The organism is Gammaproteobacteria bacterium, assembly GCA_009845905.1.
Taxonomy (GTDB): domain Bacteria; phylum Pseudomonadota; class Gammaproteobacteria; order Steroidobacterales; family Foliamicaceae; genus Foliamicus.
Genome location: VXYS01000004.1, coordinates 375,244 through 392,426, shown reverse-complemented (window position 1 = coordinate 392,426; position 17,183 = coordinate 375,244). Strand labels below are relative to the sequence as shown.

The window sequence follows — 17,183 nt, the reverse complement described above, 5'->3', positions numbered from 1 at the left end:
CTATGTAAAGCGACGGGTTCTTTCTCAAGTGTCGAGAAACGCCTTTCGTTGATTCGGTAAGGGGCACGCGTCGATAACAGCTCTCTTCAATTCGCCGATTCTGTACGGAGAGGCTAGCTTCTCTAATGGCGTCAATCCAATCGATCTCTGGCTACGTGGTAAGTCTCGCTCGGGCACAACGTAGAAAACATATTGCTCGGCATTTCTCTGATCGCACAATTCAGCCTTGGCTTCTCCATGCCATGCGAAAACATAAATGTCAGCATGACGTCCCGGGAGGGCTTTCCATTGGCTGCCTTCGCCCGTCCAATAGCCATCGCGGGGCGCAATGTCAAAGCGGGGTATACGTTGAGGCGTTTCTGGCGGATCCCATGATTGTCTTGCTGCCGCCTGCTTTACCTCCAGCCTTACGCCTGATTGAGATTCAAGATCCCATGCCGCCCAATCCCAGCCTTGTTGCCACGTAAGTTGCCATTGGTCGCCCAGCGCCAGTGCAATTAAACATTCCACGAAATCGGCACGATGTGTGTTGTTCATGATCGGCTTGTTATATGGGCCCAAGAGCAAGTCGCGGATTTGTATTTTCATGAAATAGGATGCTCGCCGCGTAAGGTTTCGTATTTAAGGATCATTTCACAGACTGGGCGGCTTTAGTCGCAACGATCTTCTAAAGCGAGGGGAAGGGCGGGCCTTTTGGTTTCCGCCCCGAAATACTCTCAGTCAGCTAGCATCGTAACTTCGTTCTATGTAGGGTTCTGCCCGTTTCAAATCTGCCTGATCCCTTAGAGTGAGTTCCAAGTCGCCGGTCCCGTAGTGTCCGATGGTCCGAACATCGCGGCTGAAGCCCTTTTGTAAGTTCACAGTCGTAGGATCCACTTTGAGGAATAGGGTCAGCGCACCCTTGTTTGGATGTACTTCGATACAAACAAAGTTATGAATTCGCTTAAAGGCCACGTAATATTTGAGTGTCTTTTCCTGCACATCGTCACCCAGCGCCAGCAGGTGGGTGCGGAGGTCGTGGTATAGGTCGTGGAGCGGCCCCTGCAGCGCGTCAAGTGTCTCGGAGATTGTCTTATAGCTACTGGAGGGCCCTGTGACTGTGCCTGCAGCGCTGCCAGACTCTGCTTCGCTAGCGTTAACCAACTCCAGCATGAGCAGCTCTTCGCCGAACCGACGGTAGCGAAACAACTCGATATTACGGTCAATTTGATGGATGGCATGTTCATCATATCGGGTGAACGCTTCGGCAATACATAACAGGCGGGGAGCACTCCAATCAATTTTCTCGCCCGCATCGGCGCCTAGTTTTTCTGTCACTAGAATCTGGAAATCTGCTTTGTGATCGAGAAGCCAGTCCAGGTAGAAGAGTCCTTGATTGATCACGTTCTCGTTCTTCGTTCTCTTGTACTCAATGATTACAGGGTTACTGTTCTCATCGATACCAAGCGAATCAATCCTTCCCCTATGCTTCTCACCTGTGGAATGCTCGCTCGCAAGCAACCGTATGCGTAGAAGTGGTTCCAAGTTCTTTTCGATTAGGCTCTGCAGCGACTTTTCCAGGACATCGGCAGTTCCAAGTATCTCTGCTGCGCGTAAATCCTTGATTCGATATAGTTTGATATCACTCATCGGGAACCTTCTCGTTTCATTTCCTGGACTCAAATCCGTGTGTCTGCAAAGGTGCTTGGAGAGCCATAGGCATTCCCTGCAAAGGACTGGCGGGCGAATTTTAGTCTATGGTCGAGGCAGGGGTTAGCAAGGTGTTTTACTAGTGTCACACAAGCTGTCTCGGAATGAGAGCCTGGACCGTTAAGGTTCATATGGTGATGAAACTGATTCGCAAGCGGGGCGCTACCAGCGCTCAAAAAGTGCCAAAGCTCCTTTCTAGTGTCTTCTTTTGGTTTGTCCTGACGCTTGTCTTATTCGTCCTCGCTGTTGGAAGCGAGTACCTTGGCATTTTTCTCGCCAGTAGGCCGTGGTGGGATCGCCTTTATGGCCTGTCCACCCCTTTTCTGACAGGTGGCCTCGTTTCGTTCTTTTTCTATTTCCTTGTCGTATGGGTCCCGGAGCACAGAAAGCGCAAAGCCATTAAGAACGACTTCAGGAAATTTTACAGGGACCTTAAAGAAGACATCGCGGTGCAGATTATCTTTGCTAGCAAGAAGGGCGGTCGGAAGGACCTTCGTGTCGATGGGAACACGGAGAAGAGACTCGTGACTGTTGGCGGTTTCAGGGAGGCGTTTAGCGGAGGGCGCGAGGCGGACGAAGGGTTCTATGCGTTTAGCAACGGTCTCGACGAGGGCGGGGGAGAATTCCAAGAGATCCAGTGGCTACTGAGAATGTTGGCGAAGGAAATTGACTACGTCCTTCACAATTACACGATCACCGACGCAAAAACGCGCAAGTTTTTCAAGCGCTTGGAAGTGCGCCTACTCGGGCTCGGCGAGTTGAAAGTTGATGACTATGAAGACAATAAGTTGTTATGCCGGTTCATATACGAAATCTTTGCGGGGTTTACCCATGTCACAGGCAACCGCGGCTACGACATAGTGGAAAAGATGATTGAAGATTTATAGCAGCGGCAATTTGCCTGAATTGCTTGCCGCCATGCACTTGAAGTGCTATGACTTCGAATGAGCCAGAAGAAGCAGATCACTTGTCCGACATAGGCCTTGTGGACTCTTTCGGATTGGTAGACAACGGAGAAAAATAGGACTTAGGCGACGTTCCGCTAAACTCATTCCCGCTGTCCACACAAATGTGGTCAAACACGCACAATTTCCCACTTGACATGCCAACAATCACCAAACTCGTCAAGCCTGGTAACCTACGCACCTCGCCGAGGCCAAGTTTTCCCTGTGAGCTCCAACGACACCGACATCCTGATGCGCCTTGCCGCGTTCAAACGCGTCGAAATGTTGTCCAAAATGCATGGTCACCTTACGCACAGGGAGTTGAGCACCGGGTTCATTTTCCAGGATGAGCGCATCCCGCTCGTTAACCCGCAGCGCGGGATTTTCAAGCCAAGGCAGATGCGTTACCTGCTTTCCATCAAGACCGTTATTCCCAAGCCCGGCGGACGTGTCTGGTACGACGATCAGTTAGAAGCTCACGACCAAATCTACGACGGCGATGACGGCATCGACTATGCCTTCATGGGGAGCGATCCGAACGCTGCCGATAACCAATGGCTTCGAGCAGCATACGAGAACCAGGTCGGTGTGATTTACTTTCTCGGTATAGCACCCGGTCGTTACCAACCAATATGGCCTGTCTATATAGCTGGCTGGGATGCAAAGGCGCTCAAGGCCCGAGTCGTGTTTGGGGCTCGGGATCAGATAGAACTTGTTGCTCCCCAAAACGTACAAGAACGCCGTTATGCGCTTCGCACTGTCAAGCAGCGACTACACCAGGCTTCGTTCCGCGAGGCCGTGATCAGCGCTTATGCAGGACGCTGTTCGCTTTCCGGACTGCCTGAGAAGAGGCTGCTTGACGCCGCGCACATTATTTCTGACAAAAACGAACAATTGGGACAGCCCGTTGTGCCGAACGGATTGCCACTCTCCAAGATCCATCACGCAGCATTCGATGCTTACCTGATCGGCATCGATCCCGACTATCGGGTGCACGTTTCGGATCGCCTTCTGGATCAGCGCGACGGCAAGATGCTTGAGGCGCTCAAACTGCTCGATGGAGACCAGATTTTTCTGCCACGCCGATCCGAAGACTATCCGGATAGGGATCGGTTGGCGCAGCGGTTTGAGATGTTCAAGCGCGCGGCCTAATAGGAATAGAGGTCTCGCTTAGTACCCGATTACGCAGAGCGAATACGGCATGTCAATCCTCGAGTGGGCATAGAGTGCATCTGCCACTGTCACGGTGTGCTCATAGTCCCGGCTTGTTACTTGTCTGCCACCACTCATGTAACGATAGCCATTTGGAACCGCGAGAAACAAGTGGTCTGTTTCGACCATAACTAGTGCTTGAATAAGGTCACGATAAATCGCGTTGCCCATCCAGGCTCTCCCTGCCTCGATCTCTAGCCCGGCCCGCCAGTCTGGATGCCACGCGTCTAGCTCGTATTGAAGGTAGGGCCGTGCGTTTTCACCAAAGAAGACCGGGCGTCGGATCTTGTCTTTGGCAAGCTTGCTCGCTTCTACATGAAATCCTAAGTTAGTCAGATCGTCGCGAAGCACGGCGAGCATTTCATCGCTGGTCAGGCCCTTCTTTTGCGGATTCGTTCCAATTTGACCACAATTGGTCTGAAACACTTCTACGACATCTTTAATAAAGCTCGGAGGAACCCTGGTGCGTGGAAACGTGGAAAAGCGAATTATTGGCGCATCGCTCATACCGTGTTACTCAATTGCACTGCTTCGACCCTTCCAGGAATCTTGGACTCTGAAGCGGCACGCAACATGCGGAGCAGTTTGGTGGCCACGCTTTTTTCTTATTCGTAGATAATGTATTGAAGCAGAATATACATTGTTTAGCCACGAATTCGAGAAGCTGCAATTTGCGTTCTCAACGGGTTGGCAAAAAATAACGTAGCCCCATGCTGGTTAGCTGGGCATTACGCCATGCCAAAAAAAACTTTCACACTACATCTCGCCAAAGCGAGCGTCGACAGATTAGAGGACGTTCTAAGTCCTAATGCAAAGAGGCGATTGACTGACTCATCAACGATCATGGTTAGCGATGATGGATTTGGTGAAGGGTCTAGGCTTTTTGTCTTTGTTGGTGGCACAAGAATGCCAAGCTGGCTTCAAGAACTGCGATCGAATTTCGAAATTACTGGAAACTTTCAAACGAGGTCGATATGTGCAGTGCTTGCATTCAGAGTTGATGGAAGGATTTGTGCATCTACCTTTGCGCACGGGTGGATGTATCTAAACGAGGCGGTCCTGGAGACAGACTTTGGTTTACGGGTAGCGCTTAATTCTCTTGATGAGAAGAATCTTAAGCGATTAGAACGCACGAATTTAGCGGACGCGATGCGTGGAGTGGCGCTCTCACCTTTTCAAAGAGACTTTAGTTCTTTTGGTTTTGATGATGCACTCGATCTGGTGCGAAGACTCAGCGGCTCAACGCGAGAGGATTCGCGGGCTGAGATGATTTCTGGTGCTAGATCACTACAGTCGACAGGCGACTTTAACTTAAGTGAACTGCCCCAATTGGCAGCGGAGGCCATTGCATTTTTTCAATCGAACAGGTATCGAACGACAAGTTTCCGGATTATTGATTTTGTACGTCCGATTACCGATCACGAATTAATCTCTACGCTGAATGAGTTGGCTGCGGAAAAAATTCGCGAGAGAGAAGAGAATTTCGAGCTTGGCCTCCCCGCAACAAGCGAAATTGAAGGCGTTGGTTATAAATTTCTTGGCCCCAGGTTGCGACACTTTTTCCCGGATCTCCTACTTAGAAACTATATCAATGCGATGGGTACGCGCCTCCAAGATATAGACGCTCAGACCTTGCGGCAGCATAAGGTTGTGGCCATGTTTGAAGATGGCAGCAGGCCAAATCAAAGCTGGTCAATTCATTCAGCACTTGTAGGATCGATTGTGTACAAGGAATCACGATATGCAGTCAACGAAGGACAATGGTATTGCATTGACGACAATTTTCGCGAGGCGATTGAGGAATCGTTTTCTCGCGTCGTCAAAGGCTGGGAGGAACGGTCGCCCGCACCGCCTAGAAAGCTGAATTCAAATGGCAAGAGCGCACGGTTTGAAACTGAGGCGACGTACAACGAGCGGCTCTGCGCAGAGCACGGATTCGTGCACTTGGATCAAAAATTGATTGACCTTCCAGACGTGCGTGGTTCACGCTTTGAGGCATGTGATGCTTTGGATATTTCAAGGAAGAGATTCATTCACATAAAGAAAAGTTCTCGACGCTCCAGTGTCCTTAGTCACTTCCTAAAGCAGGGATCTAATTCCGCCCAGCGATTTAAAAGGTATACGGCTACTTGGAACCAACTATTGTCAAAAGTTGAGGAAATCGAAGGGAGCGATACCCGGCAACAATTAAATATAGCTATCAAAGATGAGTCTAGGAAATGGACAGTTGAATTTTGGATTATCGACGTGAAGCGACAGAATGGTGAGTTCAACATCCCGTTCTTTAGCAAGATTTCCCTTCGAGATGAAGTCCGGGGCTTGCAGGCTATGGGCTATGAAGTTTGCGTTCGCTTTATTGAAGTGCTGCCCGAGCGAATATAGTTGGGCCCCTCAGAGTTTGGGGAATATGCAATTCCTAAGTCTGTCCGGCTCAATGATGGCTGGCAAGTGGGGATGAGTTTTCGAGACGACGCCAACGATGCCGTGATGTTCGAAGGCAGATGTCAAGAATGCCTCTAATCCAAGCGGGACTCTCACGGAGGCGTCGGGAATTGGGGCTCTCATCATTAGCAAACTCTCGCCGTGATTCGGATTGGACTAGGGGGTAAATAAGTTGATCTTGGACTCACGTAGGGCGGAGTTGAGGAAACGCTTAGTAAGTGACCTTGAGGATCAAGGCTTTACATTTGCGGCCGATCAAGTGATTCCACCTACTTACACAGACAAGAGTTGCATACGGAATATGTACTTAGCCGAACGTCAGCGGTTTATTGCAGAAAAGGAACAATTGTTGCATAGGCTCGAGCGGCGCGCGCTTCCTTACTTTGCCAAAGGCAGCGAAGTTACTCCCGCTAGCGTGCATCCGCGAATTGAACTGGTTAAATCGAGATTGCAGTCCGACATCTTCCGGTATGCATGCCTCTTATGGAGCATTCCAGTCTCTAGTGGTTACGGTCGGCGTATGCGGTTCCTCATATTCGATGAAGCCAACGAGAAGCTAATTGGTGTCTTGGGACTTGCTGATCCTGTGTATTGCCTCGCGGTGCGAGATTCATGGATTGGCTGGGGTAATGACGATAAGCGTCGTCGCCTTTGGCATGTCATGGACGCATATGTGCTTGGGGCCGTGCTGCCTTACAACTTCTTGCTTGGAGGCAAGCTTGTGGCGATGCTAGCGACCTCAAATGAGGTTAGAGAGTGTTTTGTCGACCGTTACGAAGGGCGTCCGTCGGGGATTCTCAAGCTTGTTCGTGACCCGCATCTTGTTCTGTTGACAACCACCTCCGCAATGGGGCGTTCTTCTATGTTGAACAGGTTGAAGAGGAATGGAGAACCGATCTGGGCTAGCCTCGGCATGACCCTGGGTTGGGGACACTTTCACTTGGGCAATGGTCAGTTCGAAGCGATTGCAGACTTTATGCGGCAGGAATCCCCGGAAGTTTTTTCCAGCTACAAGTATGGGGGCGGACCTAGCTGGAAGTTAAGAGTTATTCGATCGTGTCTGCGGGAACTAGAGATTCCGGCCACTGCACTTCAGCATGGGATTAAGCGCGAAGTTTTTGCTGCTCCGCTTTGTACGAATTGGAAGGGATTCCTTCGGGAAGGGAAGGAGTCGCCTGAGTTCTTTGATCGTTCAGTAGGCGATTTGATGTCTTTTTTTCGAGAGCGATGGTTGCTTCCTAGAGCACATAGAGATTCCCGCTACAAGGATGTGGTCCATCGAGATATTCTGAGGCAAGTTCGGGCTAAAACATGAATAAGAAAAGGCTGAAGCATGGCACTTGCAGAAGTAGCCTACGATGACCTGAAGGCCAGAATGGCCGAGGCCGTCGAAAAGGAGGCGGCTCAAATAGAAGAGCTGCGCCAAGAGGTCAGAAAGCTTGAGGTCAAGAAACTCCACTATCGCCCATGCAAGACAGTTGCTCCTCTTGCGACTGATGGAGGAGAAAACCGGCTTACTTTCGAACCGCTAAACCTCGAAATTATTCGAGTGGTTGATAGCGAGGGCGAAGAGCTCGTTCAAGAGATCATCGCTATCTCGGAAGATGACTCCGTGTTTCGGCAATTGAGCGAGAACCTTACTGTAATGCAGAGTTTTCTTCGATCGCTCGGCATAGACTTTGATGATCTTTCCTACTTGCTTGGTAGCAACAAGAGTAGGGATGTCGAAAGAGTGTCGGACAATCGTGGGCGCGTCCGGGCCTTCCGGGACATTGTCGAATGGGCGGTACTTCTTGATTTGGCTTCACAAAACTGGCCCGTAGATGTTCTCTTATTACGTGATGGGCTGCTGCGGACAAAGACCATAAAGCGGCGGACGTTTCCTAGACTGGATCGGGCTTTCCGAAGCATTTTCGAATCGCAACTGGAGGGTAGGAAGCGCAAGGTTTTTCTACTAGGCGTGGCCAAGACCTCCGCAGTGCTCAGCAAGTTGAGCTTGGCGATGTTGCTAGAGCGAACTTTCGACCGCGAGTATCCTTGTTACGCCGAGGTGCCCAAGGAGTTAGAAGCGAAGTGCTACAACTTCGACCGGACGTGGCTGGAGACTTCTTACGATTCCGATAGTTCTGACCAGCAGCTCTATCAGAGCTTCGGTCGCCTTCATCTCTTGAAATTAGGTACTGCTTCCGACGCTCCTATTCTTCCCGTGGATGTGCCGGTTTGGCTACCGGACGATCGAAAGTACGAGGTGCTCGAATACTTGGTTAACGATGCCCTCGATACCTTCCCGATCATAGGTTATCCGAGCGCCCTTCAACGTGCGCACGATCATGCAGTGTTAACAGGACTGGAGATGACCGTGCTGGGAGACCTTATGACGGACGCACTGCAAGAGCATATTGACGACTCGCTACGCGAGCGGATCGTCCGTCACGTGCATCTTGGCAGAGGGCTTATCAAAGGTGGAGGACGAACGAGTGGTTAGCTTATTTGAGCCGAATCGTCTGATAGGCATGTTTAAGGGGTTTACCGAAGAGGGCCTGGAATTTCGAGCGGAAATTGTCTCTCCATATCAACCGAATGAAGATCTCACTCCTCGTATCGGCCAGTTTCTGCTAGTAGAACTTGGTTCTCCGGACGAAGCCGCACTCGGGCGGATCACCCGTTTCTTCCCTGTTGGTGTGCTGGCTGGGAGGGAAGGAGACGAGTATCTGGCAGAAATGCAGCGGTCACATACGGAAGTTCCTGCTCAACTCAAAGAGCGGAGGCTACGTTACAACGTTAAGGTTCGCCTTCTTGGGGGTCTCCGGGTGGACCGTGGAAACAGTGGTGACCATCCGAAATTCGTGCCCACCGTGCGGAAGTTGCCCCACTTGGGAGCAAGGGTTTCATTGCCGGGAGACGAAGTGCTTGCGTTCCTATGTAACTTGGGAGCGCAGACCAGTACAGCTCAAACTATTGGCTACTTTAGTTTGGGTGAAATGATCTACAACGGCGGAGAGCCCGCCGGGGAAGATTTCCTGATTTCGCAACCGCAGTCCTTGCCCGTTAATTTTGATGTCAAGAGTCTGATTTCCCGACGATCCTTCGTATTCGCTCGTGCGGGTTATGGAAAGTCGAACATGTTGAAGCTCTTGATCTCACAACTCTACGCTGGAGAAGGGCCTAAGGATGCCAGCGGGCGCAATGTGGGCATGTTGATCCTTGATCCGGAAGGGGAGTATTTCTGGCCTGACGAAAACAAGCGGCCTGGCCTGTGCAACGTCCCGCACCTCAAGGACAAGATAGCCGTGTTTACCAATCGGCTGGAGCCTAGTCCTTACTACGGTTCTTGGAAGGTGGGAGGAATAAAGCTGGATGTTCGGGAGCTTAAGCCTTCCGATGTTGTGTCGCTATGCCTTCCTGAAGACAGACAAAATCAGCAAAACGTAAATAAGCTGCGAGGTCTTAGAAGAGATCAATGGCGGAATCTAATTGACTTGGTGGCGGAACATGGACACAACGCTGAGGAAGGGCAGATTCAGAGGATGGCTGGCTTTAGAGAAAGTGACGCCGGAGTCGAATCGAGAGCAATGCGGAGCAATCTTGTAACTATTGTGAACCGGCTTCATGATCCCGAAGGAACGCTGCAGGAACGAGTCACGAAGCTCCTTGCCGAAGGCATGATCGTTGTTGTCGATCTATCGCTGGTTACCGGTTCCATAGGTCTGCAGATTTCAGGACTCCTGCTCAAGTCAATCTTTGATCACAACCAGTACAACTTCACGTCATCTGAAGGAGGGAAAGGAATTATCCCGACGATTGCCGTGTTGGAGGAAGCGCAGAGTGTTCTTGGCCGACGGGCAAATGATGAGAGTCCGTTCGTCCAGTGGGCTAAGGAGGGTCGCAAGTACGGCCTCGGGGCAATCATGGTTACTCAGCAACCTGGATCTATGGCCCCAGAACTTTTGAGCCAGGGAGACAACTTCTTTACGTTCCACCTTCTATCTGCGCATGACCTAAAAACGTTGCAACATCACAACGCACATTTCTCCGACGATATTCTGGCGAGCGTTCTTAATGAACCCATCAAGGGCAATTGCTTTTTCTGGTCGGCTCCTGACCAGCCATTTGTGCTTCCGGCTCGCATCCTAAATTTCGATGACGTAGGCACCAACATGCCCGAGTCTGGGGAGGTGACGGAATCTGTAGAAGTCAGGGCAGGGCAATATGAAGGCGAGGCGCGTCAAGCCGAGTCGAAACTTGTGGAGGCAGTTCGCCGAACGCTTTTTCCTTCGGCCACGGGGGAGGGCGTCGAGTTTTACGAGTTACCAGACCAGCATCCCATGCACGACAGCGTTGTTGCCTGCTATAAGCCTCGACTATCTGCTCAGGTTGCTACCAAACTGGATGAAGACGGACAAGCCAGATTTTGCAATTCCACCGGCAGTTTTGTAGGAGACGAGTACCTAGAAAGCGCACTTAAGCGTAGCGGAATACTATCTAGCGTCGATTCCATTATGGCGAGCCGACCCACCGATTCCAAGGCGGGGCCTTTCTACATAATCCCCAAGGCTGTGCTTGAAGGCCAAGATGTGTCGATCCGCAGCACACTTGAGCTGGAAACACAATAGACGTTCATCCGCGCGCACGTGATGGAGCGCTTCCCGGACCGCTTCCTTCAGACGCGAAGCACCGCTTCAGCGCTGCGCCAGCGTAACGGCGATGGCGATCGTTTCCGCATCGCGCAGTACCGTCGCAGTGACGGTATCGCCTGCCGCCAGGGTCTTGAGGTAATCGGAAAAGGCGCCGAGCCCGGCCATCTTCTCGCCGTTCATTTCCAGCAGTACGTCGCCGGCCTGTATTCCGGCCAGCTCGGCCGGCGAGCCGGGCACTACCGATTCCACCCGCACGCCGTCGGCGGTGTGGGCGAAGTCGGGCACGGTGCCGAATTGCACGCGGCGCTGGCCTTCAGTGTTGGCCGGCGGGTTGCCGGGGGGCGCGGCTGTGGCGCTGCCCGAAAGGACCATGGGTTCCTCGCGGCCGATCAGGTAGCCGGTGGCTTCCTTTACGAAGGTCGCGACCTTGACCATGCCGGCGGCGTTGATCTTGTCCGGCGTGTCGCTGGGGCGGTGATAGTCGAGATGGGTGCCGGTGAAGATCTGCACGCCCGGCACGCCGCGATCGATGAAGCTCTTCTGGTCCGACGACGCGAGGGCGCCGGCGATGTTCTCGCTGGGGATGCCCGTTACCGCGCTGACGCCGCGGAACACGAACGGCCACTCCATCGCGCTGCCCGTGGCCAGCACCGATATCGGCTGATCTTCCAGCCGTCCCACGCTGTCGAGATTGATGACGCCCACGATGCCTTCCAGCGGCGCGGGGCGCGGGTGCTCCGCGTAGTGGCGTGAGCCCAGCAATCCCGCTTCCTCGGCGCTGAACGCCACGAACACGAGGTTGCGCTCGGGGGGCGCTCCGGCGGCGAAGTTGCGCGCCAGCTCGATCAGCACCGCCACGCCGCTGGCGTTGTCGTCGGCGCCGGGATGGATCTGCCCGACATCCTGCTGCCGGGCATTGGGCCAGCCGCGTCCGAGGTGGTCGTAGTGGGCGGTAATCAATACGGCCTGGTCTTTGTACGCGGGGTTGGTGCCGGGGAGGTAGCCGATGACGTTGTGGGCACGGTGCGGTTGTCCGTCTTCGCCTTTCTCGACTGTGAAGCCCTGGAAATAGCTGCCGTCGTCGCCGGCGGCTGCAAGGCCGGCGTCGGTGAATTCGCCGGCGATGTAGGCGGCCGCCTCCTGCAGTTGGGGTGAGCCCAGACCGCGGCCTTCCAGTTCGGGGGAGGCGAGATAGTCCATGTGTGTTTGCAGCCGTTCTTCGGAGAAGACCGCCGGGAGTTCGGCCTGCGCCGCGGCCGCCACCAGGAACAGCAGCAGCGCCGGAATCGAACGCCAGGCGCGGCGGGAATCAGTCAGTCGTCGATGCAATGCGTGCATGTTCATTCTCGTTCTCACTCGCTATGCGTCTTAGCCGGCACAAGCACCGTTGCGAGCGCAGCGAGCTTCAGAGTCGATCGCATGACCTGATGGCAGCTGAATCTGACAGGCATGAAAACTCATGATATGCGGATGATTTCAGCCTTATCTCTTACTGATCGGCGCATTACGCTCATTGAGGTCGATTGATTGCGAGGTCAGGAAGGCATGGTCACATTTTCGGTTCGGATTCAGGTGAGGTACTCGTCGTGTCGCCGCTTTGGGAGAACCTGGACGCGTGTTGATTGAACAAGGCCATCGATCGAAGCTTGATATGTGTACCGCGCCACGGTACACTCCCGCGTGATTCGCAAGTTTAAACACGGTGGGCTAAAGCGCCTGTACGCAAGAGGGGATAGGAGAAGAGTGCGGTCCGATCAGGCTGGGCGAATCGCCCTCGCGCTGGCGGACCTGGATAGCGCAAGCAAACCCGATGACCTTGACTTGCCCGGTTACCGGCTCCACCGACTAAAGGGCCGTTTGAAAGAGTATTGGAGCATTTCGATTTCCGGCAATTGGCGTATCACATTTCGCTTTGAAGAAGGCGATGTTTACGATGTTGACCTGGTCGATTACCACTAACGGCAGAGGCGACAAAAGTGGTTATGAAGAACCCTCCCCATCCAGGTGTCAGCATCATGGAGAATTGCTTGCGGCCTGCAGGTCTGAACGTCAGTCAGGCGGCCAGGATTTTGGGTGTTGCCCGACATACGCTTTCCCGCGTGCTGCATGGACACGCAGGAATATCGCCGGAAATGGCATTGCGCTTGGAAAAGGCGGGCTGGTCCAACGCGGAGTTCTGGTTGCGGCGCCAGACAAGCTATGACCTGGCCCAGGTTCGGCGTACGGAAGATCAACTCAGGGTAGAGCGCTACCGCCCCGAGACAGCCGCTTGAAATCGCCGAACGACCCCTCTGTCGCGACATCGAAAACCCCACGATTCACTATGCCGCTTCCTGTAGGGGCAGGTATAGTGTTTTCGAAGTAAGTAGAAAGGCATTACGCATCATGAACGAGACTTCTGCCGTTGAATCGACCGCTGCCACGTCCGATGAAAGAACGTGGTCTATCCTGCTGCACATTTCGGCGCTTGCCGGGATGGTCTTCCCGCTTGGCAATGTGCTCGGACCCTTTGTGTTCTGGCTCATCAAGAAGCCGGAGTCCGAGCTCATCGATCGCCACGGCAAGGCGGCGCTTAACTTCCAGATCAGTTCGACGATCTACTTCATCGGGATGGGACTTCTCGTGTTCGTCCTGATCGGTCTCCCGCTCATCATCGCCTACGCGATCTTCTGGTTCATCATGGTGATCGTGGCTACGATGCGCGCGGCGGACGACCAGGATCCGAACTACCTGCTGAGCATCCGGTTTCTCAAGTAGCGCGGCCGCCTGATGTTTGCCTGACGGCCCGCTAGGAGGAATCCGTCTCGGAGGGACGCTTCAAGTGGCAATAGAAATAAAGTGAGGACGCCACCGCGCCAGCCAGTCCCGCTATCGCTAAGGCTATCCATTGAAGCTCACCAGCGGACTCGTAAAGGATGGCGGCGCCCACCCCGCAGAACAAACAAATCCTTGTGGCGCGGTTATATGTTTTTCTGTCCATTGAAAATACCCTCAAAACGCCCACTCTGCGACCACAGCAAGACTACACCAAAGCCCGAAAAAACAAGACGCATGGTTAGAATGTGCCCTTATGGATGCGCAAGGCAAGAATCGGCTGGCAGAGCTTGTCGAGCAACTCCCGGAAGGGGAGATTGAGTCGGCCGTACGGTATCTGGAATACCTTAAGTACCGCAGCGATCCATATCTCAAGTTCCTGATGAGCGTACCGGACGAAGACGAAGAACTGACCGACAGGTTCCAGAAGGAGTTGGATAGAGCCTGGAGGGATATCGACGACGGTCAGGTGATTTCTTCCGGTCAACTCAAGCAGGAATTGGGGCTCTGACCAGAAGTATTTCGTATACCTCCCGCGCATCCCGCGATCTGAAGCGGCTGGACGATTCAACGCGCCGGCGCATTGACGGAGGCAAATGCGTCAAAAAGTTATGATGTATATTAAGAATATTTCTATATAAGATATATTATTGACATATTTTATAACTCATTTATATTTGCCGGATCAGATGTTCCTTTTTCGTTGGAGGCTAGGTGAACAGGTATTCCTCACATTTCAAGACTATGGGGCCACGCACGGCCCAACTGGTTACCGAGCTGAATGAACGAGGCCGCTCAACCTTTACGCTGGCCGATGTAGCATCCATAACCGGCTTGTCCGCCGCCTCCTGCAGCAGCCTGGTACACAAGGCGCAAGGCCGCGGCCTGCTGACACGGCTCAAGCCCGGCCTCTACAACCTGGTCCCTTTTCGAATGGGCCGGGCCACGGAATTTGTTGACGATCCTTGCCTGATCGCGCATGAGTTGGTGAAGCCCCATCGTTACTTTCTATCGCATGGCAGCGCGTTTGAAATTCACCGGATGGTGACGCAGCCGATGCTGAGGGTCCACGTGTCATGCACCAGGCGGTTGCGCTCTCAAACCGTTGGCGGCTACCCATTCAAGTTCATTCAGGTCCGCGAATCGCAAATATTCGGAACCATGAAGCACTGGGTGAACAAGCAGCAAGCAGTAATCGTCAGCGATCCGGAACGTACGATCGTTGACGGATTGCGCAGGCCGGCGCTCGTTGGCGGGATTACGGAAGTGGCCAAGGGCTTGTGGATGAAGCAGGAAGAGTTAAACGCCAGGCGCCTTGCTGAATATGCAGGGCGTCTGGGAGTGGGCGCGGTCGTTCGCCGGCTTGGCTATTTGCTGGAGCTTTACCAGCTTGCCGATGCCCGCACACTGGATAGCTTGCGCGGCCTGCTCACAAATACGTATCAAACCCTCGACCCGCTGTTGCCCGCCGAAGGCCGTCACATATCGAGCTGGCGGCTTCAACTCAATGTAACGCACGAAGAACTGGACGCTGTGAGGTTTGGTTGATGATCCCTCAAAGGAACATCTCCCTCATTGCAAACAAAATCACGACCGCTACGGGACAACGTATCCCAGAGACCGTAATTGAACGGGACTACGTACTGGCTTGGTTTCTATCCGGTCTGGCCAGTCATGCATTGCGCGACTGCCTGGCATTCAAGGGGGGCACCGCGCTCAGGCGCTGCTGGATCGATGGCTACCGGTTTTCCGAGGATCTGGATTTCACGTTGACCAAAAGTATTGGACTTGACGCAATCCTGGCCGGATTCGCCGAAATCTATGGTGCGGTGCGGTCTGCAAGCGGCGTGCAATTTGAATTGGATCGCAAGGCGCCCCGGCAAGGACACAACAGCCTCACGTTTTATTTGCGCTACTTGGGACCGTTGCCGGCGCCCAACGACGTCAAGGTGGACATAACGATCTCCGAGGTGCTTTGTTTTCCGTTGCAGGAGCGCCCCATTCTTCGCCAATTCGACGAATTTGACGACCTGCCTGTTGGCCCCACGGTTCTTTCCTACAGCCTTGAAGAGGTTGTTGTCGAGAAAATAGAAGCCTTGAGCAATCGAGCGAGGAATGAACCCCGCGATTTGTATGATCTTTGGTACTTGTTGAATCACAATGGATTCTGGCTTCCGGGAATGAAATCTGAACTAATGGCCAAATTCCAGTCCCGCGGACGATCGGCAGAGGACTTGTTGCAAATTGTCGACAACAAGGAAGAGCGTCTGCGCCGTCTTTGGCGCGAGCGGCTGAGTCAACAGGTAAGCGATCTACCGCCCTACGGCAACGTATTCCGAGACGTCAGGCGCGCGCTTCGAGCTGCGTAGTTGATCCGTTAGTTTGCCAGGGAGGGCGGGACGCCCTCCCTCCCGGGACGCTGTTAGGGCTTAACGCCCTGCCTCCTTAGACGCGGTCGGGGTATTTTTCTACGAGGACGCGTTTGTGGTAGTCGGGGATGTCGTCGACGCTATGGACCTTCTTGCCGATGGCGGAATCGACCAGCATCTCGCCGTCTTCGTAGCCGTAGCCGGTCCATGGTTTCTCGTAGGCCTTGCTGATGCCGGTGAAGCTGTAATACGACTCGATCGGGTCCTTTTCAGGGTCCATCAGGTCGGCGTAGGAGCAGCGCCACTGGAGTTCGGTGAACCGGGGCTGGTGTAAGCCGGGCTCGCTGTAGGTGCCGCCCATGAATAGAACGGCGTCATCCCCCCATTGCTTGATCAGGGTCAGCTTCGGGGCGTCCGGATCGTCGTCCATGAATTCCGGTTCCTGCACCAGGCGTGAGCCGCCGGTCGGAAACAGCAGAAAGGTCTCGATGGACAGGTAGTCCTCGAGTTCCATCGCGACGCCGTTGAAGGGATTCACGATACGCTCCACCGGCTCCATGGTCTCCGGGTCGAGATAGAGCGCCGTATAAACGGTGCGCATGACCATCGAGCCGTCCGGCGCATCGGGAAACTCCTCCGGGTCCGGAACCTGGAGTTGCCAGGTGAACATGGCGGCCGAACCCAGCAGCACGCCGCCGGGAATGTCGGGCCGGGCGAGGACCTTCCGGATCAGCATCGGCACGTAGGTGCGCTTGCCGGACAGGTTGTTGGACATCTTCATCCGGGCGAGGCGGTTGTGGTACGGGTGGTTGGTGTCGAAGTTGCCCGTTACGTCCGCGGTCCAGGGCTGGCCGTCCATTTCGTTGTTCTCGAACCGCTTGGGGCGGTAGTACGAGTTGAACGCGCCGTCCTGGTAGATGCCGCCGGATTCCTCTTCCTCCTCCTGCGCGGCGAGTGGGCGTAAGGCGGAACCGGCGGTCAGGACTCCGAGGGTCCCGCCGATCGCCGCGAGCATGCTCCGTCTTACGGGATCGTGATGGTCCGCGGCCGCGGCGGCCCGGGCTTCATCGGCCACG

At 53.8% G+C, this 17,183-nt stretch carries 17 protein-coding genes; 12 read left to right on the top strand and 5 right to left on the bottom strand.

The annotated features are described in order from the left end of the window. Window positions 1-24: 24 nt before the first annotated feature. The gene (locus tag F4036_03300; protein ID MYK36766.1) at window positions 25-588 is read right to left on the bottom strand and encodes a hypothetical protein; all 564 of its coding nucleotides are present in this window, start codon (window positions 586-588) and stop codon (window positions 25-27) included. A gap of 132 nt (window positions 589-720) precedes the next feature. Continuing rightward, window positions 721-1,629, bottom strand: a complete 909-nt coding sequence (locus F4036_03295; protein MYK36765.1) for a DUF91 domain-containing protein — start codon at window positions 1,627-1,629, stop codon at window positions 721-723. Between the two features lie 191 nt (window positions 1,630-1,820). Between F4036_03295 and F4036_03290 the strand changes: the two genes are divergently transcribed. Together F4036_03290 and F4036_03285 are read left to right on the top strand one after the other, a co-directional pair. Then, the gene (locus F4036_03290) at window positions 1,821-2,576 is read left to right on the top strand and encodes a hypothetical protein (GenBank protein MYK36764.1); all 756 of its coding nucleotides are present in this window, start codon (window positions 1,821-1,823) and stop codon (window positions 2,574-2,576) included. Window positions 2,577-2,858: 282 nt separating this feature from the next. Next, a complete protein-coding gene (locus F4036_03285; GenBank protein ID MYK36763.1) occupies window positions 2,859-3,785 on the top strand; it encodes an HNH endonuclease in 927 nt (308 codons plus the stop codon). 18 nt (window positions 3,786-3,803) lie between these two features. Here the strand turns inward: F4036_03285 and F4036_03280 are convergent, their stop codons facing one another. Further along, window positions 3,804-4,352 (bottom strand): hypothetical protein, encoded by a 549-nt coding sequence (locus F4036_03280; GenBank protein ID MYK36762.1) that lies wholly within the window; start codon window positions 4,350-4,352, stop codon window positions 3,804-3,806. A gap of 228 nt (window positions 4,353-4,580) precedes the next feature. Here F4036_03280 and F4036_03275 point away from each other — a divergent pair, with 228 nt between their 5' ends. From F4036_03275 to F4036_03260, 4 genes are all read left to right on the top strand, one after another. Beyond that, on the top strand, window positions 4,581-6,227 hold the full coding sequence (locus F4036_03275; GenBank protein MYK36761.1) for a hypothetical protein: 1,647 nt from the start codon (window positions 4,581-4,583) through the stop codon (window positions 6,225-6,227). 361 nt (window positions 6,228-6,588) lie between these two features. After that, window positions 6,589-7,602, top strand: a complete 1,014-nt coding sequence (locus tag F4036_03270; GenBank protein ID MYK36760.1) for a DUF4338 domain-containing protein — start codon at window positions 6,589-6,591, stop codon at window positions 7,600-7,602. An 18-nt stretch (window positions 7,603-7,620) separates the two neighbouring features. After that, on the top strand, window positions 7,621-8,772 hold the full coding sequence (locus F4036_03265; protein ID MYK36759.1) for a DNA double-strand break repair nuclease NurA: 1,152 nt from the start codon (window positions 7,621-7,623) through the stop codon (window positions 8,770-8,772). Then, window positions 8,765-10,900 carry a DUF87 domain-containing protein gene (locus F4036_03260; protein ID MYK36758.1) on the top strand — a complete coding sequence of 712 codons (2,136 nt, stop codon included), beginning with the start codon at window positions 8,765-8,767 and terminating at the stop codon, window positions 10,898-10,900. The genes F4036_03265 and F4036_03260 overlap by 8 nt, the downstream gene beginning before the upstream one ends. 66 nt (window positions 10,901-10,966) lie before the next feature. On the opposite strand, the gene F4036_03255 is transcribed toward F4036_03260, so the two are convergent. Beyond that, complete coding sequence (locus F4036_03255; GenBank protein MYK36757.1) at window positions 10,967-12,268, bottom strand: M20/M25/M40 family metallo-hydrolase; 1,302 nt, start codon at window positions 12,266-12,268, stop codon at window positions 10,967-10,969. Between the two features lie 336 nt (window positions 12,269-12,604). Here F4036_03255 and F4036_03250 point away from each other — a divergent pair, with 336 nt between their 5' ends. The 6 genes from F4036_03250 (at window position 12,605) to F4036_03225 (ending at window position 16,107) form a co-directional block, all read left to right on the top strand. Continuing rightward, window positions 12,605-12,883: a Killer protein gene (locus F4036_03250; GenBank protein MYK36756.1), complete on the top strand. Its 279-nt coding sequence runs from the start codon at window positions 12,605-12,607 to the stop codon at window positions 12,881-12,883. Window positions 12,884-12,906: 23 nt separating this feature from the next. Continuing rightward, window positions 12,907-13,197: a HigA family addiction module antidote protein gene (locus tag F4036_03245; GenBank protein ID MYK36755.1), complete on the top strand. Its 291-nt coding sequence runs from the start codon at window positions 12,907-12,909 to the stop codon at window positions 13,195-13,197. 112 nt (window positions 13,198-13,309) lie between these two features. Beyond that, window positions 13,310-13,681 carry a DUF4870 domain-containing protein gene (locus F4036_03240; protein MYK36754.1) on the top strand — a complete coding sequence of 124 codons (372 nt, stop codon included), beginning with the start codon at window positions 13,310-13,312 and terminating at the stop codon, window positions 13,679-13,681. A gap of 313 nt (window positions 13,682-13,994) precedes the next feature. Continuing rightward, a complete protein-coding gene (locus F4036_03235) occupies window positions 13,995-14,249 on the top strand; it encodes a hypothetical protein (protein MYK36753.1) in 255 nt (84 codons plus the stop codon). Window positions 14,250-14,482: 233 nt separating this feature from the next. Beyond that, window positions 14,483-15,286 (top strand): transcriptional regulator, encoded by an 804-nt coding sequence (locus F4036_03230; protein ID MYK36752.1) that lies wholly within the window; start codon window positions 14,483-14,485, stop codon window positions 15,284-15,286. Further along, window positions 15,286-16,107 carry a nucleotidyl transferase AbiEii/AbiGii toxin family protein gene (locus tag F4036_03225; protein ID MYK36751.1) on the top strand — a complete coding sequence of 274 codons (822 nt, stop codon included), beginning with the start codon at window positions 15,286-15,288 and terminating at the stop codon, window positions 16,105-16,107. The genes F4036_03230 and F4036_03225 overlap by 1 nt, the downstream gene beginning before the upstream one ends. A gap of 76 nt (window positions 16,108-16,183) precedes the next feature. On the opposite strand, the gene F4036_03220 is transcribed toward F4036_03225, so the two are convergent. Further along, the gene (locus F4036_03220) at window positions 16,184-17,182 is read right to left on the bottom strand and encodes a hypothetical protein (protein ID MYK36750.1); all 999 of its coding nucleotides are present in this window, start codon (window positions 17,180-17,182) and stop codon (window positions 16,184-16,186) included. Window position 17,183: the final 1 nt, after the last annotated feature.